At 42.7% G+C, this 23,981-nt stretch carries 25 protein-coding genes; 2 read left to right on the forward strand and 23 right to left on the reverse strand.

Annotation, left to right across the window (positions count from 1 at the left end):
* Positions 1-208: 208 nt before the first annotated feature.
* The 3 genes from M3206_RS03750 to M3206_RS03760 form a co-directional block, all read right to left on the reverse strand.
* A complete protein-coding gene (locus M3206_RS03750; protein ID WP_251311166.1) occupies positions 209-928 on the reverse strand; it encodes an SDR family oxidoreductase in 720 nt (239 codons plus the stop codon).
* Between the two features lie 86 nt (positions 929-1,014).
* On the reverse strand, positions 1,015-2,364 hold the full coding sequence (locus M3206_RS03755; protein WP_251311167.1) for a sodium-dependent transporter: 1,350 nt from the start codon (positions 2,362-2,364) through the stop codon (positions 1,015-1,017).
* 37 nt (positions 2,365-2,401) lie between these two features.
* Positions 2,402-3,352 carry an NAD(P)H-dependent flavin oxidoreductase gene (locus M3206_RS03760; protein WP_251311168.1) on the reverse strand — a complete coding sequence of 317 codons (951 nt, stop codon included), beginning with the start codon at positions 3,350-3,352 and terminating at the stop codon, positions 2,402-2,404.
* Positions 3,353-3,419: 67 nt separating this feature from the next.
* On the opposite strand from M3206_RS03760, the gene M3206_RS03765 reads away from it, so the two are divergent.
* Positions 3,420-3,935, forward strand: coding sequence for a gamma carbonic anhydrase family protein (locus tag M3206_RS03765; protein WP_251311169.1), 516 nt, complete (start codon positions 3,420-3,422; stop codon positions 3,933-3,935).
* Between the two features lie 258 nt (positions 3,936-4,193).
* Here M3206_RS03765 and paaX read toward each other — a convergent pair whose 3' ends face one another.
* The 20 genes from paaX to M3206_RS03865 form a co-directional block, all read right to left on the reverse strand.
* On the reverse strand, positions 4,194-5,087 hold the full coding sequence (paaX, locus tag M3206_RS03770) for a phenylacetic acid degradation operon negative regulatory protein PaaX (RefSeq protein ID WP_251311170.1): 894 nt from the start codon (positions 5,085-5,087) through the stop codon (positions 4,194-4,196).
* A gap of 69 nt (positions 5,088-5,156) precedes the next feature.
* The gene (locus M3206_RS03775; RefSeq protein WP_251311171.1) at positions 5,157-5,933 is read right to left on the reverse strand and encodes an enoyl-CoA hydratase-related protein; all 777 of its coding nucleotides are present in this window, start codon (positions 5,931-5,933) and stop codon (positions 5,157-5,159) included.
* 12 nt (positions 5,934-5,945) lie between these two features.
* Positions 5,946-7,151 (reverse strand): thiolase family protein, encoded by a 1,206-nt coding sequence (locus M3206_RS03780; protein WP_251311172.1) that lies wholly within the window; start codon positions 7,149-7,151, stop codon positions 5,946-5,948.
* Positions 7,151-8,023 (reverse strand): 3-hydroxyacyl-CoA dehydrogenase, encoded by an 873-nt coding sequence (locus M3206_RS03785; RefSeq protein WP_251311173.1) that lies wholly within the window; start codon positions 8,021-8,023, stop codon positions 7,151-7,153. The genes M3206_RS03780 and M3206_RS03785 overlap by 1 nt, the downstream gene beginning before the upstream one ends.
* Positions 8,024-8,330: 307 nt before the next feature.
* A complete protein-coding gene (locus M3206_RS03790) occupies positions 8,331-9,839 on the reverse strand; it encodes an aldehyde dehydrogenase family protein (RefSeq protein WP_425590704.1) in 1,509 nt (502 codons plus the stop codon).
* Positions 9,840-9,865: 26 nt separating this feature from the next.
* A complete protein-coding gene (locus M3206_RS03795; protein ID WP_251311174.1) occupies positions 9,866-10,636 on the reverse strand; it encodes an enoyl-CoA hydratase-related protein in 771 nt (256 codons plus the stop codon).
* Between the two features lie 10 nt (positions 10,637-10,646).
* Complete coding sequence (locus M3206_RS03800) at positions 10,647-11,423, reverse strand: enoyl-CoA hydratase/isomerase family protein (protein WP_251311175.1); 777 nt, start codon at positions 11,421-11,423, stop codon at positions 10,647-10,649.
* On the reverse strand, positions 11,416-11,721 hold the full coding sequence (locus tag M3206_RS03805) for an EthD family reductase (RefSeq protein ID WP_251311176.1): 306 nt from the start codon (positions 11,719-11,721) through the stop codon (positions 11,416-11,418). The genes M3206_RS03800 and M3206_RS03805 overlap by 8 nt, the downstream gene beginning before the upstream one ends.
* 39 nt (positions 11,722-11,760) lie before the next feature.
* The gene (gene paaD, locus M3206_RS03810) at positions 11,761-12,270 is read right to left on the reverse strand and encodes a 1,2-phenylacetyl-CoA epoxidase subunit PaaD (protein WP_251311177.1); all 510 of its coding nucleotides are present in this window, start codon (positions 12,268-12,270) and stop codon (positions 11,761-11,763) included.
* A 16-nt stretch (positions 12,271-12,286) separates the two neighbouring features.
* The gene (paaC, locus tag M3206_RS03815; protein ID WP_251311178.1) at positions 12,287-13,093 is read right to left on the reverse strand and encodes a 1,2-phenylacetyl-CoA epoxidase subunit PaaC; all 807 of its coding nucleotides are present in this window, start codon (positions 13,091-13,093) and stop codon (positions 12,287-12,289) included.
* Positions 13,090-13,437, reverse strand: coding sequence for a 1,2-phenylacetyl-CoA epoxidase subunit PaaB (paaB, locus tag M3206_RS03820; RefSeq protein WP_251311179.1), 348 nt, complete (start codon positions 13,435-13,437; stop codon positions 13,090-13,092). Before paaB ends, paaC begins: the two co-directional genes overlap by 4 nt.
* A 24-nt stretch (positions 13,438-13,461) precedes the next feature.
* Positions 13,462-14,427, reverse strand: a complete 966-nt coding sequence (paaA, locus tag M3206_RS03825) for a 1,2-phenylacetyl-CoA epoxidase subunit PaaA (RefSeq protein ID WP_251311180.1) — start codon at positions 14,425-14,427, stop codon at positions 13,462-13,464.
* 70 nt (positions 14,428-14,497) lie between these two features.
* A complete protein-coding gene (locus tag M3206_RS03830) occupies positions 14,498-15,826 on the reverse strand; it encodes a phenylacetate--CoA ligase family protein (protein WP_251311181.1) in 1,329 nt (442 codons plus the stop codon).
* A gap of 246 nt (positions 15,827-16,072) precedes the next feature.
* Complete coding sequence (locus M3206_RS03835) at positions 16,073-17,062, reverse strand: lipoate--protein ligase (RefSeq protein WP_251311182.1); 990 nt, start codon at positions 17,060-17,062, stop codon at positions 16,073-16,075.
* Between the two features lie 26 nt (positions 17,063-17,088).
* Complete coding sequence (locus tag M3206_RS03840; RefSeq protein WP_251311183.1) at positions 17,089-17,823, reverse strand: MBL fold metallo-hydrolase; 735 nt, start codon at positions 17,821-17,823, stop codon at positions 17,089-17,091.
* A 113-nt stretch (positions 17,824-17,936) separates the two neighbouring features.
* Entirely contained in the window at positions 17,937-18,275 is a 339-nt protein-coding gene (locus M3206_RS03845; protein ID WP_251311184.1) for a YmaF family protein, read from the reverse strand.
* A gap of 103 nt (positions 18,276-18,378) precedes the next feature.
* Entirely contained in the window at positions 18,379-19,206 is an 828-nt protein-coding gene (locus M3206_RS03850) for a carbohydrate ABC transporter permease (protein ID WP_251311185.1), read from the reverse strand.
* A 30-nt stretch (positions 19,207-19,236) separates the two neighbouring features.
* Positions 19,237-20,565, reverse strand: a complete 1,329-nt coding sequence (locus M3206_RS03855) for a carbohydrate ABC transporter permease (RefSeq protein ID WP_251311309.1) — start codon at positions 20,563-20,565, stop codon at positions 19,237-19,239.
* 153 nt (positions 20,566-20,718) lie between these two features.
* Positions 20,719-22,020, reverse strand: a complete 1,302-nt coding sequence (locus tag M3206_RS03860) for an ABC transporter substrate-binding protein (RefSeq protein ID WP_251311186.1) — start codon at positions 22,018-22,020, stop codon at positions 20,719-20,721.
* Positions 22,021-22,064: 44 nt separating this feature from the next.
* Positions 22,065-23,051, reverse strand: coding sequence for a LacI family DNA-binding transcriptional regulator (locus M3206_RS03865; protein ID WP_251311187.1), 987 nt, complete (start codon positions 23,049-23,051; stop codon positions 22,065-22,067).
* Between the two features lie 201 nt (positions 23,052-23,252).
* Between M3206_RS03865 and M3206_RS03870 the strand changes: the two genes are divergently transcribed.
* Positions 23,253-23,975, forward strand: coding sequence for an amino acid ABC transporter ATP-binding protein (locus M3206_RS03870; protein ID WP_251311188.1), 723 nt, complete (start codon positions 23,253-23,255; stop codon positions 23,973-23,975).
* The last annotated feature ends 6 nt before the right edge of the window (positions 23,976-23,981 follow it).

The following is a 23,981-nucleotide window of genomic DNA, read 5'->3' on the forward strand; positions in this document are numbered from 1 at the left end:
TCTTTGAGAATGAAAGCTGTTATTTCCTTAAAGTCATTTACATATTTGTTATGTGATTTCTTTAACTTTTTATGTGATTTTCTTCATTTCGTGAATGTTCCCTTGCAAAAATCCTTCCCATTCACCTAAAATCAGCGAAAAACCCTGCCACTTTTTCAATGACAGGGTCTTTTGCCTTCAATCTTTATCTATATTTTGCTAAATTACTTTAAACGTTCGGATATTCCTGTGACAATGGATGAAGCATAATCTCGTCTACCACCATGTGTTTTGGAGCGCTTGCCATATAAGCAACGGCCTCTGCGATGTCTGTAACCTTTAACCAATCTTCTTTAAAATCAAGACCCGGTTCACTATCAGCAAAATACGTATCAATCGCACCTGGATTTACCGTTCCAACTCGGACACCAAATTCACGAAGTTCCTGAGCAAGTGAACCAGAGAATCCTTGAACTGCATATTTTGTAGCTGTGTATACAGAACCGTTGGCAATGGTTCTTCTTCCAACATCAGAAGAGATCGTGATGATCGTTCCTTCTTTACGCTCTTTCATATGAGGAACTACCGCTGTACTGCATAAGAAAACACCTTGCACATTTACTTCAAACATCTTTTGAAAGTCTGCTAAAGAGTGCTCTTCCGCTAATTTAAACTGACCAACACCTGCATTGTTTACAAGAATATCTACTTGTCCAAAATGATCAAACGTTTGTTTAAAAAGATCAGCAACATCCGTTTCATTGGATACATCAGCTTTTACTGCTAAAACTTCGAAACCGCTATTTTCAAGCTCATCGGCTGTCTTGAAAATACCATCAGACGAACCTACAACTGTTAGTTTCGCACCAAGTGTTCCTAATTTTTCTGCGATCGCCTTACCACAGCCGCGTGTAGCTCCTGTAATAACAGCAACTTTATCTTTTAACATATTGAAGTCATCCTTTCACTTTCTTACTCTGCTCTATTATAAGCATAAAAAGACGCAGAACCAAATCTGGTCTGCGTCTATTAAGATCATCCTGTGATCATTTTAAATACACCAATTGTGTTAAGGAACACGATGAAAATAATGATCGGTACAATGTAGCGAACAAGCATAAGCCACAATGCAAATCCTTTCACTGTAACAGAAGACCCTGCTTTGAATTCTTTCAGTAATAGCTCCTTTGGATAGCGGTAACCAACGAATAGTGCGATAAATAGAGCACCAAGCGGAAGCAGGATATTACTAACCAAGTAATCTAATAGATCAAAGATCGTCTTGCCGAAAAGTGTAACATCTGACAGGACACCCATTGAAAGAGCTGAAGGAATACCTGCTGCAAAGATTAGCAACCCGATGATCCAAGACCATTTTGCACGATTCGTTAACGTGCCTTTCGTAATAGATGCAACAATGATTTCAAGCATCGAAAACGCTGATGTTAATGTTGCGAACAAGAAAAGTGCTAAGAAAATAATAAAGAAAAATTGTCCGAACACGATTTGATCAAATACTGCCGGAAGCACGACGAACAACAATCCCGGTCCTTCTGCAGGCTCTAGTCCTAGCGAGAAAACGCCTGGGAAGATCGCCAATCCAGCAAGCAATGAGATTAGAACGTTAAGCCATACGATTGTTGATGCAGATTTTGTTAAACTTTCATTCTTTCCTAAATAAGAGCTGTAGGTAACCATAACGGAGATCCCCACACTCAATGAAAAGAAAGACTGGCCAAGCGCGAACAGAATATCATCTCCGCCAATCTCTGAAAAGTCAGGAAGCAAGAAGAACTTTACCCCTTCCATCGCATTGTCTAATGTCAAAGAACGAACAATTAAGACAACAAACAGAACGAAAAGTGCAGGCATCATGATCTGGTTCGCTTTTTCGATACCGTTTTTAATTCCACGGCTGACTACAAAGATTGTAATGGCCATAAAAATAAACTGTGAGATTAAAACAGGCCAAGGGCTTGAGATCGACTCACCGAACATTGCCCCAAAATCATGTTTGAAAAAATCACCTGAAAAACTCTTACCTAAATAAAGTACGATCCATCCGCCAATTACACTGTAAAAGGATAAAAGAATAAATGCTGTTGCTACACCCATGCGTCCTAACCATGGCCATGCGGATCCTGGCGCAAGTGTTCGGTAAGCAGAGACTGCTTCTTTCTGAGCTCCGCGTCCGATTACAAACTCAGCCATTAACAGTGGAAAACCTACTAAAAACGTAAACAATAAAAAGATAAGGAAGAAAGCTCCTCCACCGCTTGTGCCAACGACATAAGGGAATTTCCAAATGGCTCCAAGTCCAATTGCTGATCCTGCTGCGGCTAAAATAAAGGCTAACTTCGACGTCCATTGATCTTGCTGATTCATTATTAAAACTTCCCCCTCTGTTACAAATACAGCTAGCCTATATTAAACGTTTGTTTAACAAACTAACTGTTTCCTTCGCATCTTTCATCATGGTTTTAAGCAGTTCTTTTACGGTTGGAATATCTGTAATCGTACCCGCAACCTGCCCGCTGTTGATGAAACCATTCTCAAGATCACCTTTTACTGCCCCTAAAATATGACGATCTTCCGTAGTATGTTTTAAAAATTCTTCTGGTGTTACACCACTCTTTTCAAGTTGAATCAATTTTTGTGCATACGGCGTATCGTAAATTCTTCTGATCTTTCCGACCGAACGGCCGACGATCATCGTTTTTGTATCATCAGCATCTAGGAGTGCTGACTTATAGAACTCATGAAAAGGCGCTTCTTTTGTCGCAATAAACCGTGTTCCCATCTGTACACCTTGTGCGCCAAGGGCAAAAGCTGCTGCAAGTCCGCTTCCATCCGCAATTCCCCCTGCTGCGATAACCGGAATAGAAACACTTCGACTTACCTGCGGAAGCAACACCATCGTGGTCGTTTCATACGACGAGTTCAATCCTGCTGCTTCATAGCCTTCTGCAACGAGCAGATCAGATCCTGCAGTTTCGGCTTTTTTCGCATGATAGACAGACGCGATCACCGTAATCACTGTTATTCCATGTTCCTTCAACTTCGGTATGTAAGGAGCCGGATTACCTGCTGAAAGAGAAACGACTTTAACCTCGTGCTTGATCAACAGCTTAAGAATGTCTTTTACATCAGAAGCTACAGTTAAAGGTACATTAACAGCAAATGGGCGGTCTGTCATCCCCTTTGTTGCAATAATCAGCTTTTCCACTTCATCTGGCGTCATGGTTCCGACACCGATCGTCCCTAATCCTCCAGCGTTTGAGATAGCTGAAGCAAGTTCGGCATTGCTAACATTTCCCATACCGCCTTGTATGATCGGATACTTGATGTTTAACTTTTCGCAAACCGGATTCAAATTCTCCACCTCCCTATTATTCCTTTGTTATACTGAACCTATCAACCTATATTTCAGGGAGGTTCATATGAAATACACATTTAACGGCAAAACGCCACACATTCATGAAAGCGTTTTTATCGCGCCAGGTGCTCATGTTATTGGTGATGTAACGATCGGTGAAGGGGCAAGTATCTGGTTTAATAGTGTCCTTCGCGGTGATGAAGGTCCGATCTCAATCGGTAAAAAGACAAACGTTCAAGATAACTGTACACTTCACCTTTACGAAGGATACCCGCTTGTGCTTGAAGATGAAGTTTCGATCGGTCATAACGTCATCCTTCATGGCTGTACGATAAAAAAAGGTGCGCTCGTCGGCATGGGTTCCACCATTCTTGACGGTGTCGAAATCGGAGAACAAGCCTTTATTGGGGCAAACACATTAATTCCCCCAGGCAAAAAAATTCCCCCGAGGGTCATGGTCGTGGGTTCACCCGGCAAAGTTATCCGTGAACTGAACGATGAGGATCTAAAACTAATCCAGCTCACAATCGATACCTATTACGAAAAAGGTAAGCAGTTTGCCGCAGAACTTCAAAAGTAATCTACTAGAATGCACTTTCGTTCATTGAGTTTGAGATGAAAGTGCTTTTTTGTTTTTACTAGATGTACTTGAAGTTGTTGATTTCCGCTCCAGGATGCTCGCTTTCCGGGGGGCGTGCGGTGAGCCTCCTCTGCGCTTTGCGCCGTTAGGAGTCTCACCTGTCCCGCTGATCCCCCAGGAGTCTCGCACCTTGCGCTCCAATCAACTGTTCAAAGATGACCACAGATTAACTTTTAGTTATACATTTAAAAATAAATACTAAGACCGACTTTCTTGAATCAACGGATGGTTGAATGCATCAAACTTAAGATCCTTCTTAAGATCATTACCTTCTGAATAAATGCTTTCAAAGAATCGGCTTGCTGGTCCGGCTAGTGCACGGTAGTAATCACTGAACAGCGAGGCTGCGTGATCTCCTAGCCATTCAGACGGCAATAACTCTTGAGGCAAGCTTGGATCAATAAAAAGGAACTTACGGTATTCGTGGACAAGTTTCGTTCTTTCTACAAAGCATTCTCCGTCTGTCATTTCGCCCTTTTCGATCTTGTTCTTATCGATCACATATTTCTGTGAGTATGTCACGATAAACTCATTGTATTTCATGTTGATATCATTAAGGTCCCAGCACTCTGATACGAGTTTCTCATTCTCATTCGGGCCATTATATACAGCTGTAAAGGAATGAACATAGTCTTCGATCTGATATTTATCGATCATCGATTGAACCTGTTCAAAGGACTTATGAGGCGAAATCCAAAAGCTGTTTGCGAGCAAGCCGAAGCCGCTCCATACAAGCTCTTTACGAAGTTCGTCCCGTATGCTCCTTTTTTCCTCAGGAATGGTGTAGGTGAACATCAGCCATTCCCCGTTCCATGGTTCTTGCTGGACTTTAAAAATTCTTTTTGCCGCTTCATCCATCCTTTTTTTTCCGCGTTCCGTTAAATAATAATAGCTTTTATTGCCTTGTTTTCTCGCTGCGATCCACCCCTGTTTGTTCATTCTTGAAATCGCTGCTCGAACGGCTTGCTCATTATGACCGAACTCTTCTAAAAGACGGATCAAACTGCCTATCCATATTTCGCTTCCATAATGCCGTATATAATCCCCGTAAAGGGTAAAAATCATGGAACGTGTGTTTAAACTATTTTGCATGTTAGATAACCTCATTTGTACCTGTAATTGTCTGTACAATCCTACCAAAACAATATGAGTGAATACAAGTTACTCTCCTTTAAATACAGGTGGTCTTTTTTCTCCAAAAGCAACGAGTGCTTCCATTCTGTCTTTCGTCGGAATCGTGACTTCATAGGCTTTCGCCTCGATAGCAAGACCTGTCTGAAGATCAACTTCTGTTCCGTGTTTGATCGCATATTTTGCCTGTTGAACGGCTACTGGGCCATTTTTCATGATAAGACTAGCGTAGTTTTCACAGACTGCCATCAGCTCTTCTCTCGATGTGACCTGGTTTAAGATGCCATAGGAAAATGCTTCTTCAGCCATCATCTTTTTCGCCGTTAATATAAGTTCCATCGCTTTTGCCTGACCGATCAGCCTTGGCAAACGCTGAGTACCGCCTGCTCCGGGAATAATCGCCCAACTAAGCTCCGTGAGCCCCATAGAGGCTTCTCGTACGGAAACCCGAAGGTCACATGCTAGCGCTAGCTCAAAACCTCCACCAAACGCATGCCCGTTGATCGCACAGATAGTTGGCTGAGGCAAAGCTTCTACCGCTGAAAACACATCACGGATTTTACGTACGTTTCGGCGAACTTCTGATTCAGTTAGCGTACGGCGCTCTTTTAAGTCAGCACCAGCACTAAATGCTTTTTCCCCTGCACCTGTAAAAATAACAACACGAACATCATTGTTGTGATGGATGTCTTCAACTGTTTCTTCGAGTTCCTTTAAAGTTGCATAGTTAAAACAGTTCAAAACTTCAGGGCGGTTCAATGTTACATAGGCAACATGGTCCTTTATTTCATATAAAATAGCACTCATCGGATAATCCTCCTACTCATTAATAGCTTCAACAACTGACGCAATTCCTTGTCCTACACCAATACACATCGTTGCAAGACCATATCGAGACCCTTGTTTTTTCATTTCGTGGATCAGCGTAGTTAAAATTCTTGCACCGCTTGCCCCAAGCGGGTGACCGAACGCGATCGCACCACCGTTCACGTTTACTTTATCTGAATCTAATCCAAGCTCATTTATACAAGCTAGCGATTGAGATGCAAATGCTTCATTCAATTCGATCAAGTCCAGATCAGTCACCGATAAACCCGCACGTTTTAATGCCTTGCGAGAGGCTTCTATCGGCCCAACACCCATTACTTCAGGCTCTATTCCTGCCACACCTGACGAAACGTACCTTACGAAAGGCTGAAGACCAAGCTCATCTGCTTTTTCACGGCTCATCAGTAGAAGGGCAGATGCTCCATCATTTACCCCCGAAGCATTCCCTGGTGTAACGGTTCCATCTTTAAACAATGGTTTAAGTGTACCTAACTTCTCAAGCGACGTTTCAGGACGAGGGTGCTCATCTTTTGTCATCCATGTTTCATTGCCTTTGCGGTCAACCAACCTTACCGGTACGATCTCTTCTTTAAATCGGTCTTGCTCCATCGCTTTTTTAGCTTTTTGTTGAGAGCTGAATGCAAACTGATCTTGCGCTTCCCTTGAAATGTCATATTTTTTTGCGACATTCTCCGCTGTTTCAGGCATAGAGTCTGTTCCGTATTTTTCATCCAAAAGCGGATTAATAAAACGCCATCCGATCGTCGTATCAAACATCTTCATATCACCGCGCGGATATTCGACTTCAGGTTTCCCCATAACGAGTGGTGCACGAGTCATGCTTTCGGTTCCCCCTGCTATGAATACATCACCTTCACCCGCCATGATCGCACGGGCAGCATAAATGACGGCATCCATTCCAGAACCACACAGTCGATTGATCGTAGTTCCGCCAACTTCAACCGGAAGTCCTGCCAAAAGGGCAGACATACGGGCTACGTTACGATTATCTTCTCCTGCTCCGTTTGCGTTCCCAAATATCACTTCTTCAATGTCAGATGGGGGCAGGACCTTGTTTCTTGCTAAAAGAGCTGAAATAACCACTGCACCGAGGTCATCTGGCCTTACTGACTTAAGCGCACCTTTATAACGGCCAATTGGAGTCCGGACAGCATCAACAATGACAACTTCTTTCATTATTTCTTCACCCCGTTGTCTTCTGTTGTGTAATCGTAAACCCCTTTCCCAGATTTACGGCCAAGTCTTCCTGCTTTGACATATTTAACAAGAAGTGGAGCTGGGCGATATTTTTCACCTAGCGTTTTATGAAGGTAGTTCAAGTTATTTAATCGCGTATCAAGACCTACTAAGTCACCAAGTTCGAAAGGTCCCATCGGAAAATTTAATCCCAACTTGATCGCTTTGTCGATATCTTCAGGTGTACCAACACCTTCTTGCAACATATAGAACGCTTCATTACCGATCATGGCAGAGATACGGCTCGTTACGAAGCCAGGAAACTCGTTTACCGTGACTGTTTCTTTGCCCATTTTTACAGCAGCTTCTTTGGCAAGTTCTACCGTCTCATAATCTGTTTCATGGCCGCGCACAATCTCAACAAGCGGCATGCTATGAACCGGATTGAAGAAATGCATCGCGATTACTTTATGCGGCCGCTTTGTAAAGGATCCGATTTCGGTAGGACTCATCGTCGACGTGTTTGTGGCAAGCACACAATGATCAGGTGCGGAATGGTCTAATTCTTCAAAAACAGCACGCTTGATCTCTATATTTTCTGGTACAGCTTCAATGACAATATCTGCACCGCTGGCAGCTGCTGTCAGATGCACGGTATAAGAAAGTCTTTCTTGAGCTGCACTTGCATTCTCTTGTGACAGTTTACCTCGAGATACCGCCTTTGAAAAAATAGAATCTATTTCTTTTTTTGCATTTTCCAGCTGATCTTCATTCACATCCACAAGTTGAACCTCAAATCCTCCTACCGCACAAACGTAGGCAATCCCTCTTCCCATAACACCAGATCCGATGACTACTGCATTTTGTAACATGGTCTCTCCTGCCTTTCTTTTTAAACAAATGTTTAACTTTTGTGTGTAAAAAGCGAGCACGAATGCCCGCTTTTGTTTTGGCTGTTTCCATAATCATTGTTGTCTTTTTAAAGTAGTTGATATCGTTTCAGGATGCTCGCTTTTTGCGGGGCGTGCGGTGAGCCTCCTACCGCCCTTAGGAGTCTCACCTGTCTCGTTCGTCCCGCAGGAGTCTCGCACCTTACACTCCAATCAACTTTCAAGGAAGCAAATGATACTATTCGCTCTGAAGCAACAATCAGTCAGAAAAGAGCCTTGTTTTAAGATTTTATAGATTAAAAGGATTTAACGGACGAGATCCTGTATAGGAAACGACACTCTTTGTTTCTGTATAAAGGTCCAGCGTTTCAATACAAAGCTCACGTCCGAAACCTGACTGTTTATAGCCTCCGAACGGCGTTCCCGGGAATGCTGAGAACGGTGAGTTAATCATGATTGTTCCTGCTTGGATCATACCAGCAACACGAGTTGCTTTCGCATGGTCTTTCGTCCAGATCGCTGCTGCTAAACCGAAGTCCGTGTTGTTCGCTAGTTTCACAGCCTCTTTTTCATCCTTAAATGTCGATACAACCACTACCGGTCCGAAGATTTCTTCTTTAACCACTTTCATATCTTCATTTACTTCCGTAATGATCGTCGGCAAATACCAGTGACCATTTTCGAAGCCATCTACTTTTGCGCGTCCACCGCCTAGAGCAATAGTTGCTCCTTCTTTTTCAGCTGATTTCACATAGTTGTCGATCACTTCAAGCTGACGCTCGGAGATAATTGCTCCAACATGTGTACCTTGATCGAGCGGATTACCTAAGACAAGCTTCTTCGCTTTTTCAACAAATTTTTCCATGAACGCGTCATAGACACTTTCCTCAATGTAAAGGCGTGAACGTGCTTCACAGGATTGACCGGTGTTATAGAAAATACCAAACAAGGAGCCATCAACAGCAGCATCGAGATCTGCATCTGCAAATACAAGGTTAGGAGATTTACCTCCAAGCTCAAGTGTTACACGTTTTAGCGTTTGAGAAGCTTTGGCCATGATGTCTTTACCTGTACCCGTTTCCCCAGTGAACGCTACTTTATCAACACCTTCATGCTCCGCAAGGTATGAACCAACTGTAGCTCCATCACCTGTGATGATGTTTACAACACCTTCTGGAACTCCTGCTTCGTGGCAGATCTCAGTCATCACGATTGCCGTTAAAGGTGTTAAGCTTGCTGGCTTCAAGATTACTGAACAGCCTGTTGCGATCGCAGGAGCAATTTTCCATGCTGCCATCATCATCGGGTAGTTCCAAGGAATGATCTGTGCACAAACACCGAGCGGCTCTTTTAACGTGTAGTTCATGAATGGTCCCGGCATCGGGTTAACGGCACCGCGGTGGCTTACGATCGCCCCTGCGTAGAATTCGAAATCTTCAATCGCCTGCATTACTTGTCCCTGAGCGGCGCTTAATGACTTTCCGCTGTTTAAGATCTCCAGTTCAACCAGTTCGTTAAAACGTGAACGCATGATGCTCGCGATTTTGTTCATGGTGCGAGAGCGTTTATTGACAGGAGAGCGCTTCCATTTCCCTGTTTCAAAAGCTGTTCGTGCCGCTTGTACCGCACGGTCTACATCTGCCTTCGTTGCTTTTGCCACTTTTGCTAGAGGTTCACCAGTCGCCGGGTTATATGTAACAAAATACTCCCCTTCTGATCCCGCTGTACTATGCCCACCAATAATCATATCGTATTGATCACGCTTTACTGCATAAATTTCTGTTTTAGCTGTGCTCATTCTCTCCACTCCCTTTTCTAAGATGTCTATTTACCTGTGAATGCCGGTTTTCTTTTATCTAAGAATGCTGCCAGACCTTCTTGATGATCTTCAGATTCTCCTGCAATCTTTTGAGCCTGTGCTTCATATTCTAGAACTTCATTCAGGTCGCTTTCCCAGCTTTTATTCATATAGCGTTTGATGAGCCCGATCGCTTTTGTTGGCATGTTCGCTAATTTTTCCGCAAACGTTTCTACTTCAAGCATGAACTCCTCTTCGCTAACCGTTTTCGTTACAAGGCCAAATTCTTTTGCTTGTTGTGCCGTAATCTTTTCACCTAACACTGCCAGTTCCATCGCTTTTGCGTGACCGACAAGTCTTGGCAAGAAGTAAAGATTCCCTGAGTCTGGTACTAAGCCAACGTGAATGAAAGCTTCTATGAAACTCGCTTTCTCGCTCGCAATACGAAAATCACACGCCAATGCCAAGCTCATACCTGCACCTGCAGCCACACCGTTAACTGCAGCAATGACTGGTTTTTCCATCGATACAAGAGCTTGCACGATCGGATTGTACCCTTTACGGAGCACTTCTCCATAATCGGTATCTGTTGAGCCAGAGAGATCCTGACCTGAACAGAAAGCCCGACCTGCACCTATTAAGACAACCGCTCTTACACCGCTGTCTTTGTTCGCCTCTTTAATCGCAGTAACCATTTCCTTATGCATGAGCGGTGTAAAAGCATTGAGTTTGTCCGGACGGTTCAAGGTGATCCAAGCTGTCTTTCCTCTCGTTTCATAGCTTATCGTTTCAAACATGGTTTTCCCCCTACTTCCCTTTAAACTCTGCAGGACGTTTTTCGATGAATGCTTTCATACCTTCTTTTTGATCCTGTGATGAGAATAATAGGTAAAAGTTTTTTCGTTCAAACTGCATGCCTTCGTAAGTCGAATAATCAACAGATTTGTAGACGGACTCTTTTATTAAACGAACCGATAACGGCGCCCTGGATGCTACGAGTTTCGCATACTTCTTTGCTTCTTCTAAAACGAGTTCCGGCGCGATAACACGGTTGATAACACCATATTCTAACGCTTCTTTAGCTGTCATCGGATCACCAAGCCATAGCCATTCCAACGCCTTCTTCTGTCCCATTAGCTTCGTTAATTTTACGGTCCCTCCAGCACCAGGCATAACGCCAAGCTTGATTTCTGGGAACCCGAACTGCGCGTTCTCAGCAGCAAATAGGATATCTGCACATAGAGCGAGCTCGAAGCCTCCGCCGAAACAATACCCGTTCACTGCACCAATGATAGGCTTCTTAATCGTTGCTAGACGGTCCCATTCTTTGAACTGATTTAATAGTTCAAGAGAAACACTGTCGTCATTTTTCATTTCATCAATATCTGCACCAGCTGCAAATGCCCTGCTGTTGCCTGTCAAAACAATTGCTTTCACCTCATCATTACGGTCAAAACGCTCAAAAGCATCTAAAAGCTCCGTAACCATCGGCCGATTGATCGCGTTTAGGACACGCGGCCTGTTTAATTGAATTAAGGCAATCCCATCATCAACTGAGGTTAAGATTGTTTCGTAATTACGCATTGACTTCCTCACCAATCATGAGTGTTACAAGTTCTGCTGCAAAGCTCATTAAGTCTTTACCCGAAGCTTTACCTTCGTCTGATTTCATCGCTGCTTTTAGAGAATCATGATCATCATAGTACATTTCACAAAGGATATGATAATCGCTTTTCCCCATTGGAGAACCAACGATCTTGGTTACTTCCATTTTACGAAGGCCAGGAATCTTTTTTGTGATCTCAGTATGATGTCCAAAATAGTGCTCGTCGAATTGTTCGATGTTTTCCGGTGTTTTATAAAGTGCGATTAGTTTAACCATGTGTGTTTCCTCCCTATTTTTAACCTCATTTTTTTGCTGCTATCCCATATCAGCAACTGGTTTCATTGCTTCAAACGGGTTTTTGCAAGACTTGCAATACAAGATGCTTCGGCATGCTGTCGGACCAAAAATATTTTCCATCGTTACATAGGTTGACCCGCAGTACGGACAGTCAATTTCCCAAGGCTCACCCATTACATGATTTGCAGGAGGAGGAGAGATGCCAAACTCTTTTAAGCGCTCACGTCCTTCAGGTGTGATCCGGTCTGTCGTCCATGAGGGTGTAAATACAAAGTTCACTTCTGCCGATTCAATTCCTTCTAAAGATTCTAAGGCTTTTTTGATATCTCTTTCGATGATGTGCAAAGCAGGGCACCCAGAAAAGGTAGGAAGTACAGATACTTTCACTTTTCCGTCTGTCACTTCAACTTCATGTATCATACCAAGGTCTAATATGCTGACGGAGGCGATTTCAGGATCTTTTACATCCCCAAGCGCGTCCATAACGGTATCGGTCATGCTGTGTTTTAATTCGGACACGTGGTTCATCTCCTTTCCTATCGTCTTACCAGCCAGTAGCAGGGTTTGTAGCATACACTTCAGAAAGTGTAGATAAGGCTTGTTTCAAGTCATCTGTATGAACACCGTTTCTCCCGTTGCCTCTTTCCATTCGAGGCTCACCAGGATAAAAGGCTCCGACTTCTTTAAATACGGCTTCCATCTTGTTCATCCACCGCTTTTTCATGACTGCTTCATCATCGATCAAGTCAGCTTTCACGATATCTGCATAGGAAGGGCCAAGTGTAAGAACCCCGCCAAAGTCTCTCCAAACTTTGTTGATAGCCGCGTTCATTCGCTCGATAGCTTCGTCAGTGCTCGTCATAAGTTGTTTAAACCAGACTTCCCAGTGCATGAGGTGATAGTATTGTTCCGTCATGATCTTACGTGCTGCCTCAGCTAATGGCTCATAGGAAGAATGACGAAGCGATTCTAACCGAATCTGCTTATGCACCGCATAAAAATAGTTGCGAACGACTGCGAATGCCCAGTCATAATCCGGCTCTTTTAAATACGTTCCCGGCCCGTTCACTTCTTCTAAAATAATGGCGTTTCGGAACTGTTCAGGTGTTCTGAGATGAGCAATTCTATCTGCTTCTCCTTCACCAAGGTCCTCTAATAAACGATAGTAGAGGTTTGCGTGTCCCATCATATCCTGAGAAATCGAAGAGAACGCTACATCTTCTTCAATGTGCGGCGCAAGTCCGAGCCATTCTGATCCACGGAACGCAAGAATAAAATCATCGTCTCCCATCTGGTAGAGGAGTTCGATCAATGCAGCTTTCTCTTGTGGCTTTAATGTTTCTTGTGTCATTTATTATCTCCCCTTCCGCCAAGGATGTGCTGCTCAGTAAACTGCTCTTGGTTGTAGTCACGCCATTTTTTCTTTAAATATCCGTAACCTTTAGTTTCTCTGTACTCCTTATCAAGCCTTTTGAGCATCTCTTTCTCATCCTGGTTCAGACCGCGGATGTTCTCTCTTTTTACAACCCAGATGTCAGCGACTTGCTCTCTTCTAAAAAAGTTCTCTTTCGCCATGATCAGTGCCATGTCAGCGTTAGGAGCGAGCAGGCTGAAACTGTGCTGAAATGGTGATTTATCTGTCTTTTTACTGAATACTTCATACACGTTGTAAAATTCATTTTTTGGTTCGTTCACGTTGGTTCTCTCTCCCTTCCGCACTTAGATCGCTTTTTTAGCTGCCAGAGCCTCACGTACCCACTCGTTATTTTTGTATGAGCGGCGGCGAAGATCTAAGCGATTTTGCGATTGTGGCCCGTTTCCGGAAACGATCTGCTTAAAATTGCTCCAATCAGCATCTTTATAGATCCACATTTGCGTTTCTTCATCAAAGTGAATTGTCTCATCTGGTATTGTAAGACCGAGCGACCAAATGCGCGGAATGTATTTTGTAAAGAATTCTTGTCTTAGGTCTTCATTCGTTTTGGTACGGATCTTGTACATAATGTTCTTATCTGCGTTCGAGTTACCCGTTTCTTTAGCTGATTTAGGTCCGAAGAACATGATGAGCGATTCCCACCAGCGGTTAAGAGCATCCTGCAGCATCTGACGCTGTTCAGGCGTACCTTCTGCCATCGCTAAAATAATGCTCTCTCCATGCTGTGCATGGAATACTTCTTCTGCACAAATACGTTTTAGCGCCCGTGCGTAAGGACCGTAGGAAGAATCAAGCATCATACTTTGAGAAATGATCGCTGCTCCATCAACGAGCCAAGCAATGATTCCAGCGTCACCCCAAGTTGGAGCATCCATATGGAAAACGTTATGGAACTTCAGTTTTCCTGAAAAAAGATCTTCCATGATATCGTGGCGCGTCTTTCCTAGCGGAGCCATCAAGTCTTCTGCAACGCGCAATAACAACTGGCCATGACCCATTTCGTCCTGCACCTTCGCCATGATTGCCAGCTTTCGGTGCAAGGAAGGTGCTTTAGGTACCCACTCTTTCTCTGGAAGCGCTCCCATAATTTCCGAAATGCCGTGCATGGAAATCAAACGGATCAGCTGCATACGATAATCATCTGGCATCCAATCATCGGGTTCGATCTTTTCACCAGCATTGATCCGATCTAAAAAATGCTGCATCTTTTCTTCTTCACTAAGTTGACTGAAGCTCAAACCAACTGTCATGCTATTCCCTCCTGTTATATTACGTTTTATTACCGTAATTATAAATTAACGTCATGCGTTTGAACAATGGTTAAACACCCATTTTCTTCTGTGCGTGTCTCACAACCCTGATTGCCTTCCCTTCGGAACGCGGGATGCTCTTTGGTGGAAACACTTTTATCTTCATCGTCACAAGGCATGTGTCTTTGACTTTTTTAGTGATGGTCTGTTTTAGCAGATTTGTTGCTGCATGAGCTTCATCACCATTTGTAATCGCATAAAGATTTTCACTCATCTCCACATGAAGCTCGATATGCTCTCTCAAACCTTCAGTGTGTATATGCACCTGATAATGTGGCACGATATCCTCAATAGAAAGCAGGCAGTTCTCAATTTCTGAAGGGAAGACGTTCACTCCTCTGACGATAATCATATCGTCGATTCGACCTTTCACCCTGCTCATTCGTACAGAAGTCCTACCACAGATGCACGGGGTGCGTTCAAGTGAAGCGATATCTCCCGTACGATAGCGAATAACCGGGAACGCTTCTTTCGTTAAACTTGTAAAAACAAGTTCACCATATTCTCCATCCGGCATAGGTTCAAGTGTATCGGGGTTGATGATTTCAGCGATGAAGTGGTCATCCATAATATGTAAACCGTTCTGTGCTTCGTGACATTCCATCGCAACGCCTGGACCCATTACTTCACTCAATCCGTAGATATCCATCGCTTTGATTCCTAATCTCTCTTCGAGTGTAGCCCTCATCTCCTCCGACCAAGGCTCTGCCCCAAAGATTCCGTATTGAAGTGAAGTAGCTCTTGGATCTTTCCCGAGCTCTTCCATCTTTTCTGCGATCGTTAAGATGTATGACGGAGTCCCGCAAATTACTTGCGGTTTAAAGTCTTCAATAAGAAGGATCTGGCGCTCTGTGTTTCCTCCTGATACAGGAACCGTCACCATGCCAAGCTTTTCTGATCCGTTATGAAGACCCAGTCCCCCTGTGAAAAGTCCATAGCCGTAAGCATTGTGCAGAACGTTACCGGGTTCCCCGCCTGCTATTGCGATTGATCGAGCTACCATGTCGCTCCATCTTTCAATGTCTCCTTCTGTATACCCCACAACTGTCGGTTTTCCACTCGTTCCAGATGAACCGTGAAGCCGTACAAGATGGTCGAGCGGAACGGCAAATAGTCCGAATGGATAATGATCACGCAGATCCTTTTTTACAGTAAACGGCAATTTCTGCAGATCGTCTAATGACTGGATGGAAGTCGGATGGATTCCTTTTTCATCAAAGGCATTTTTGTAGAAAGGCACATTCTCGTAAACAGCATCGACGGTCTGCTTTAAACGATGAAGCTGAAGCTCTTTTTTCTCCTCACTCTTCATGCACTCCACTTTAGGATGAAGAATCATGGCTATTTCATCTCCTTTTAGGATTATGTAAGCGATTACAATTAAGAATAAAAAATATGACGTTTTTATTTCGTTATCAATTATTTGTGTAATGTGATTGGTTTTAGCTTATCATTTTTATTAATTTTCTGTCAAATGGTTTTAAGAGTTCAATCGTTGATATTAGAGGATAAACAACGTCAAATATCTCTTAAATCCACAAACTAAAAAAAACCGCCTTAAAAAGGCGGTTTCGAATACTTTCTATTAATATAAAAGATCTAAAAATTCCTGATGTGAAACATTACCAAAATAGTGTTTTAGATCAACATCTTCCAATACTTTTTCAATTTCTTCCCGATCGTAGCGCACACCGTTCAGCCTGTTCTCGATATCTGAAACATCACCTACACCGAAGAAATCTCCAAAAATCTTACTCTCTTGAATGATTCCTTTTACAATGTGCAGACGAATATCGATAGAACCAGCTGCAAAACGATTTGAAAGTTCTACATTAAATTTCGGAGATTTTCCGTAGTTCCAATCCCAGTTTGCATATCGCTCTCTAGAGATTTTACGGATCTCAGCCCAATCCTCTTCCGTGAGTTCGTACTTTGGAACCTGCTCAAACTCTTCGAACAAGTAAGCTAATAGGATCTCTTTAAATTCTTCCATCGTCATGTCTTCATCCAAGTGCTCACGAATATTCGTTACACGGCTGCGGATCGACTTGATGCCTTTGGATTCAATCTTGTCCATTTTTACGTTCAGAGCCGATACTACATTTTCAATCTCTGAATCAAACAATAGCGTTCCATGGCTGAACATACGCCCTTTTGTTGAAAACTGAGCATTACCTGAGATTTTCTTCCCGTCAGCCAAAATATCGTTACGGCCGCTTAACTCAGCGTTTACCCCTAATTTATTTAAGGCTTTTACTACGGGATCGGTGAACTTCTTAAAATCATGAAATGAGTTCCCATCATCTTTGGTAATAAAGCTGAAGTTCAAATTCCCAAGATCATGATAAACAGCTCCGCCTCCAGATAAACGACGAACGACATGAATACCATTTTCACGCACATATTCTGCGTTAATCTCTTCAACCGTATTCTGGTTCTTGCCGATGATAATGGATGGTTCATTTATATAAAAAAGCAAATACGTTTCATTGATGTCTAATTGCTTCAAAGCGAATTCTTCAATTGCTAAATTCACTCTTGGGTCTGTAATATTTTCATTATCAATAAAAAGCATAGTTTTCTCCTCTTTCAGTCCCTAACTTAAGCTCCCCACGTCCATCCGGATGAGGCGAGCCCCACTTTATTGTTATACACCTCTTTTGCCTCTGTGACAAGCTGTGACAACTGACCAAAATGAGGAAGATGTGTGAGCAGCAGTTCGCCGGCTTCTGCTTGTTGTGCTAGCTTTCCGCAATCTTCAGAAGTCATGTGGCCTGGACCGCTTCCATCCATTCCCTTATAAAAGTTACATTCCGCTATAAGGAGATCTGCATTTAGACTGAAAGGAATCAGCTCAGGAATAAATGCCGTATCAGCGGTATAAACGATTGTTTCTTTCCCATCCGTTATACGCATCGCATAACAAACTGCAGCATGTTTTGTCAGCTGAAAGGTTATCGTAAACGGCCCTACTTTTAGTTCACGGGAAGGATCATATGCGATTCCTTTTGTATGCTGAAGATGAGTGAGCGATTGTAATCCAGCCTCATCTTCGTTATGCCCATAGATCGGCAGAGTCTTCATTTCATTCTGTAAAAACGATTGTATAAGACGCGCGTATTGAAGAACGCCAATATCCGCAATATGATCAGCATGATAATGAGAAATAATGACAGCATCTAGTTCTTCTGGTTTTATGTATTTTTGCAGCTGAGCAAGTACACCGCTTCCACAATCAATAAGCAGATTAAACCCATCACTTTGGAAAAGATAGCCGGACGTTGCTTCCCCTGCCCCTGGGTAACCGCCCCAATAGCCTAATACAGTAAGCTTCATGTATTGTTCCTCCGATTTATTGTATGTTTTTAGATTATCAGAATTACGTATAGTCTTCCAATTTACATATTAAAAAACACCGAAAAAGTCGGTGTTTCCTTTTCAAGACTTCCTTATGGTTCAGAAACATTTTCCCCTGTCCTGCCTGAGTACTGATGCGTGTGCCCGCCACTAACTGTAGTTGTTCCGCTTATCATGTGATAATGAGTTCCATCTCCTGTATAAATTGGAGGTCCAGTTGTTCCCGAGAATTGGTGAACATGACCATCATCAAACGTAGTGGTTCCTTGGTAAGTATGGACATGCCCCATCGTATTATTTACCCGGCTTGTCACCCCTTGAACCATATGGGAGTGTCCTGCATTCACTGTCGTTTGGGTAGAGTATTGATGGACGTGAACATCATTACTCCTCCATTTGATATGTGTAACGTCATGACCGTGCAACTTCACTTCTCCTCCTTTACGAAGTATCTCATCTTATCTCTATGTCTAATTTTAGAAAAAATAACAAAAACCCCGCAGCAATAAGAGCTGCAGGGTTTTGATCAAGTTACTATTCTTTAACCGCACCCGATGTAAGTCCAGATACAATCTTTCTTTGGAAAGCAAGAACCATGATTACAAGAGGAACGGTAACGATAACAGTTGCTGCCGTAACTTCGCCCCACGGAATCGTGAACTGTCCTTCAAACATCGCGATACCGACCGGAACGGTTTTATAAGCATCGTCCGTGTTAATCGTCAAAGCAAACAGGAATTCGTTCCAAGCTGAGATGAAAACAAGAATCGCTGTCGTAAAGATCCCTGGAATCGCCAGCGGCAGGATTACTCTCCAATATGTTTGCATGAGAGATGCACCGTCAATCTTTGCTGCTTCCTCAAGATCAAACGGAATTTTGCGGAAGAATGTGACAAGCAGCCAGATTGAAAGTGGAAGCGTAAATGTCGTATATGGAATGATCAAACCTAGGTAGCTGTTCGTCAGTCCAAGGTTTTTCAAAACGATATAGATCGGTGAAATCGTAGCGATCTGAGGAAACATTGATACCGATAGAACTAGACCTAAGATAAATGTTTTTCCTTTAAACTTTAAACGTGCAATCGCATATGCTGCAAAACTTGCTACAAGAACAGCATAAACAGTTGTAATCGTAGATACGACCAAACTGTTCCACAGATATTTTAAGAACGGATAATTTAAAAATACAGATTCGTAATTTTCGAGTGTCATATTATCCGTAAATGGTTTGAACGCACGATCGCCAAACAGCTCGGCCACCGGTTTAATCGAACTTGCCAGTACCCATAAAAACGGAAACATGACAAAGAAGACAAACAAGGCTAGAAATACATAAAACATTGGACCCGCTTTTTTGTTCATTTCCTACACACTCCTTTATGGTCTCCGTTTTTATTTATCATTTAATAGATCTCGGCCTAAGAATTTAATATAGATCATGGAGATAATTGCAACACAGATAAACACAATAACCGATAACGCTGATCCTTCACCGAAATTGGTTTGGGCAAACATTACTTTATACGCTAATATAGAGATCGTTTCCGTAGAGTTCGCAGGACCTCCGCCTGTTAAAACATATATCAAGTCAAATACACGGAACGCATCCAATGTACGGAACAATAAAGCAACAAGGATGCTAGATTTTAATAACGGCAATGTGATTTTTAAGAACTGCTTCCACTTACTCGCTCCATCGATCGCTGCTGCTTCATAGAGAGAACTTGGAATCGTCTGTAATCCAGCCAATAACAGCAACGCCATATAAGGTGTCGTTTTCCATACATCGGCAAAAATAACCGAGAACATGGCTCCATTCGAGCTTGTTAACAAATCAGTCATTCGGTCAAAAAGGCCAATACTTTCAAAAGCTTTCGCTACAATCCCGTTCTGTCCATCATATAGATACTTCCACATGAATGCTGAAACAGCGGTCGGAATCGCCCATGGAATAAGGATGGTTGCACGTACTAGCCCTCTACCAAAGAACGCCTTATTAATCAGAATCGCTATCGCAAGACCGATCACAAGCTCGGCGAAAACAGAGATTACCGTAAAGACGGTTGTATTTGAAATCGCCTTCCACATACGGCCGTCAGATAGATTTTCTTTATAATGCTTTAGCCCGATAAAGTTCGGTGTGATGATAGAATCACTTAATGAAGAAGATAAACCGATCACATCATTGGGATTTTTCAGGTCGCCTTTCAGCTCACGGATGCGATCAGTTGTCTCATCTACCGTCTTTTCGAAATTAAGAGCGACTTCTTTGTTTAGTTCAGCAACGGCAAGATCCTCACTAACTGGCTTCATAACCATCAGTCTTTCATCAACCTGATCGTATTGTACTTTCAGTTCACTGTCTTTTTGCAACTCTGAATCTATTTTTTCAAGATCAGCTTGTATTGCTTCAAGTTCTTCTTTCGTTTTCCCTGAAGCTTCACCGATTTCCTCATCCAATGTATTCATCAAAAAAGGATAGTTGTCCAAATAAGTTTGAAGGTTCACACTATAGGACGTATGAGCTTCTGATTTCACTGGATTATTTAGTCTTAAGTCAAACATACTGTAATAAAAAGATTGGAAGACTGGCCAAATCGCGATAATAAAAATAAGAATCATGGCAGGTGCAATAAGGAAATAGCCGAGCGAACGTTCAGACAGTTTCTTCTTACTCTTTGTTTTCTTCTTTGCCTCAATAGGTTTAGGATTACTAGGCATCAAGTTTGGTTTCAAAAGGGTCAGCTCCTTCTTTTCGAATGCAATCGACGGACGGGCGCTGTACGTCCATCCATTTCACTCTTATGGAATCGATACCAATTATTGTAGAAAAGGGTACCTTCTATTTAGAAGGGCCCCTCTATTTTTTATCAATTACTTCTCAAGCTTTTCTGAAATTTCTTTTTGCATATTCTTTGCAGCTTCTTCAGGTGTGATCTTTTTAGCGATCGCTTGTGAGATCTGAACTTGGATGATGTCAGAGATTTCTGGATAGTTTGGTGCTACTGGACGAGAAACAGCCGCTTCCAAAGCTTTTACGAAACCTTCATCCTTGTAATAAGGGTTCGCTTTTAAGACTTCTTCATCATCGTATAAGGAAAGAATCGTTGGTGCATGTCCACCTTTGATCGCGTCGATCTTCTGTCCTTCTTTACCAGCCATAAAGCTTAAGAACTTCCATGATTCTTCAGGATGCTTCGTGTTCTTATTGATACCAGCCATCCAACCGCCAAGTGTTGCAGCAGATCCTGCATCACCAGCTGGTAGTGGAGCAGCAGCTACTTTACCTGCGATCTTAGATTGCTTTTCATCGTTTGCTAGCGCATATTGATACGGCCAGTTACGGATCAAACCTGCTTGACCGTTAATGAATGCTGTATGAGATTCAGGCTCAGCAAATGTTGTAATGTTTTGTGGTACAACGTCAGAGTTTACGATCTCAACAAGTTTAGAGATCCCTTTCACCGCTTCTGGAGAATCTACTTTTACTTCTCCATTTTCGTCGATGATTTTTCCGCCGTAAGAAGCGATGAATTCAACAGCGTTACATACAAGACCTTCATATTGCTTCGCTTGCATCAAGTAACCGAACTGTGTGCCGCCTTGACCTTTAGTTTCTTTTGCCTTTGCTAAAAGTTCATCCCATGTTTTTGGAACCTCACCTTCAGGAACTAAGTCAGTGCGATAGAACAACATTCCCGCATCAATGAACTTAGGAAGTGCCCATTGTTTACCTTTGAACTTAGCAGCACTGATAGCGCCTTCGTTATATGTCTCAAGGTCAACTCCGTCTTTTTCAATAAAACGATCCAACGGCATCAAGAATCCTGCTTGTGCAAATTCAGCCGGCCAGATTACATCCAGATCGATAACATCGATCTCATCTGAGTTAGCATTAAAAGCGGTTACATAAGCGTCATGCTGCTTTCCTGTATCAGCTGGCATTTCTTTAAATTCTACGTCAATGTTAGGGTATTTTTTTTCAAAAGCTTCCACCATTGCTTTAGTCCCTTGTGTATCATCCTTTCCACGTGCATAAACGATTTTTACCTTTTCATCTTTATCCCCGCTGCCAGATTGGCTGTTGCCGTCCTCTTTATCTGAGCAAGCGGCAAGCACAAGTGAAAGCGCAAGTGAAGTCGAAATGACTTTTGAAATCTTTTTAAGCTTTTTCATAAAATTTTATCCCCCTACTCTACAGTTTTGTAAACTATTTCATGCTATGTGGAAGAACGCTGAATCATATTAAACGGCAGGAGAACTTCTTTTCTAACCGATTTTCTCTTAGATTTAATCGACTCAATCATTAATTCCATCGTCTGACTGGCAATCGTCTCAATAGGCTGCTCGACAGTTGTCAATTCCATTAATTCAGCAAGAGGCTGATTATCAAATCCAATGACAGCAAGATCTTCAGGCACTTTCCATCCCTCATCCGTTGCAGCCTTAACAAGTCCTGCAGCAACCTCGTCACTACCAGTAAAAATAGCTTCTGGCGGATCGGATAGTTCCTTTATGATCTCGAATGTGCTTTTACCGTCTTGGATACTGTGCGTACTGCTGAAAAACCATTCATCCTTCATCTGAAGTCCCGCTTCATTCAGTGCTTTTAAGAATCCCATGTGTCTGTCATGCGCAAGTCTCGAACTTTTATGATTACCCGTACAAAAACCGAGCTTTGTATATCCCTTCTCGATCAAGTGCTTCGTTCCAATGTAACCGCCTTTGATCTGATCCAAAAAAACAATGGGAACTTGGGCCGTGTCATTATATTCGTTGCACATCACTATAGGGCCGTAAGCCAAATAGGGTTCTATCTCACTCCAATCATTCTCAATAGAAGTCAGAATCAACCCATCTACTTGCTTGGTTTTTAAAAGCTCCAAAAAGTTGCGCTCTTGCTGCTTTTTATAACGCGTCTGACACAAAATCAGCTGATAGCCTTTTTTGGCTGCCTCTTTTTCCATCACTTCAACCAAATGGCTGAAAAACGGATTCGTTATCCGCGGAACATAGACAGCAATCGTTTCTGTCTGCTGTCGCCGCAGTCTTCTTGCAGATGAATTGGGAACATAGTTGAGTTCTTGCATAGCTTTTGACACAAGCCGCTTTTTTTCTTCTGTTACGTAAGGATGGTTGTTGATCACCCTGGACACAGTCGTGCGGGACAGCCCTGCCAATTTCGCTACATCTTGAATGGTCGCCATCAGATTCTCCTCTTTAAAATTTCTGGAATCGAAATCATGAAATCGTTTTCATATTGAGAGTATAATCAACTATTTTCTGTAGGTCAATGCCTTTTTCAGAAAGTTTTTATTATTGGTATAATGAAAAGAGGAGTTTGTTCGATAACAAACGAACTTATGATAAAATACATAAATGAGTAGTTCCATGAAAGGAGCCGGAAAATGATAAAAGTAAAAAACCTCAAGAAGTCCTTTGGCGCTCTCGAAGTACTTAAGGACATCAACGCTGAAATAAAACCACAAGAAGTCGTATGTGTGATCGGTCCTTCTGGCTCAGGAAAGAGTACCTTTCTCCGCTGCATCAATAAACTGGAGGAAATAACAGGCGGTCAAGTTCTAGTGAATGGAACAGATATTACGGACCCAGCAACAAATATCAATAAAATCCGGGAAGATGTTGGCATGGTCTTTCAGCAGTTCAACCTTTTTCCACATAAAACCGTTCTCGAAAACGTTACACTCGCTCCACTAAAAGTAAGGAACGCAAACAAGGAAGAAGCCAAAGAAAAGGCATTGAAATTGCTTGCGAAAGTCGGCTTGCAGGATAAAGCGAACGCTTATCCTTCTCAATTGAGCGGCGGGCAAAAGCAGCGTGTTGCCATAGCACGTGCACTTGCTATGGACCCAAAGATCATGCTCTTTGATGAACCTACTTCTGCACTGGATCCAGAGATGGTCGGTGAGGTTTTAGAGGTTATGAAAGATCTCGCCCGTGAAGGAATGACGATGGTCGTTGTGACCCACGAAATGGGCTTTGCCCGTGAAGTGGGTGACCGGGTGATCTTCATGGATGGCGGCTACATCGTTGAGGAAAATGTTCCTTCCGAGTTGTTTGGCGCCCCTCAACATGAACGTACAAAGCTGTTTTTAAGTAAAGTGCTATAAATCGTA

The organism is Fictibacillus phosphorivorans, from assembly GCF_023715845.1.
Lineage (GTDB): Bacteria > Bacillota > Bacilli > Bacillales > Fictibacillaceae > Fictibacillus > Fictibacillus phosphorivorans_D.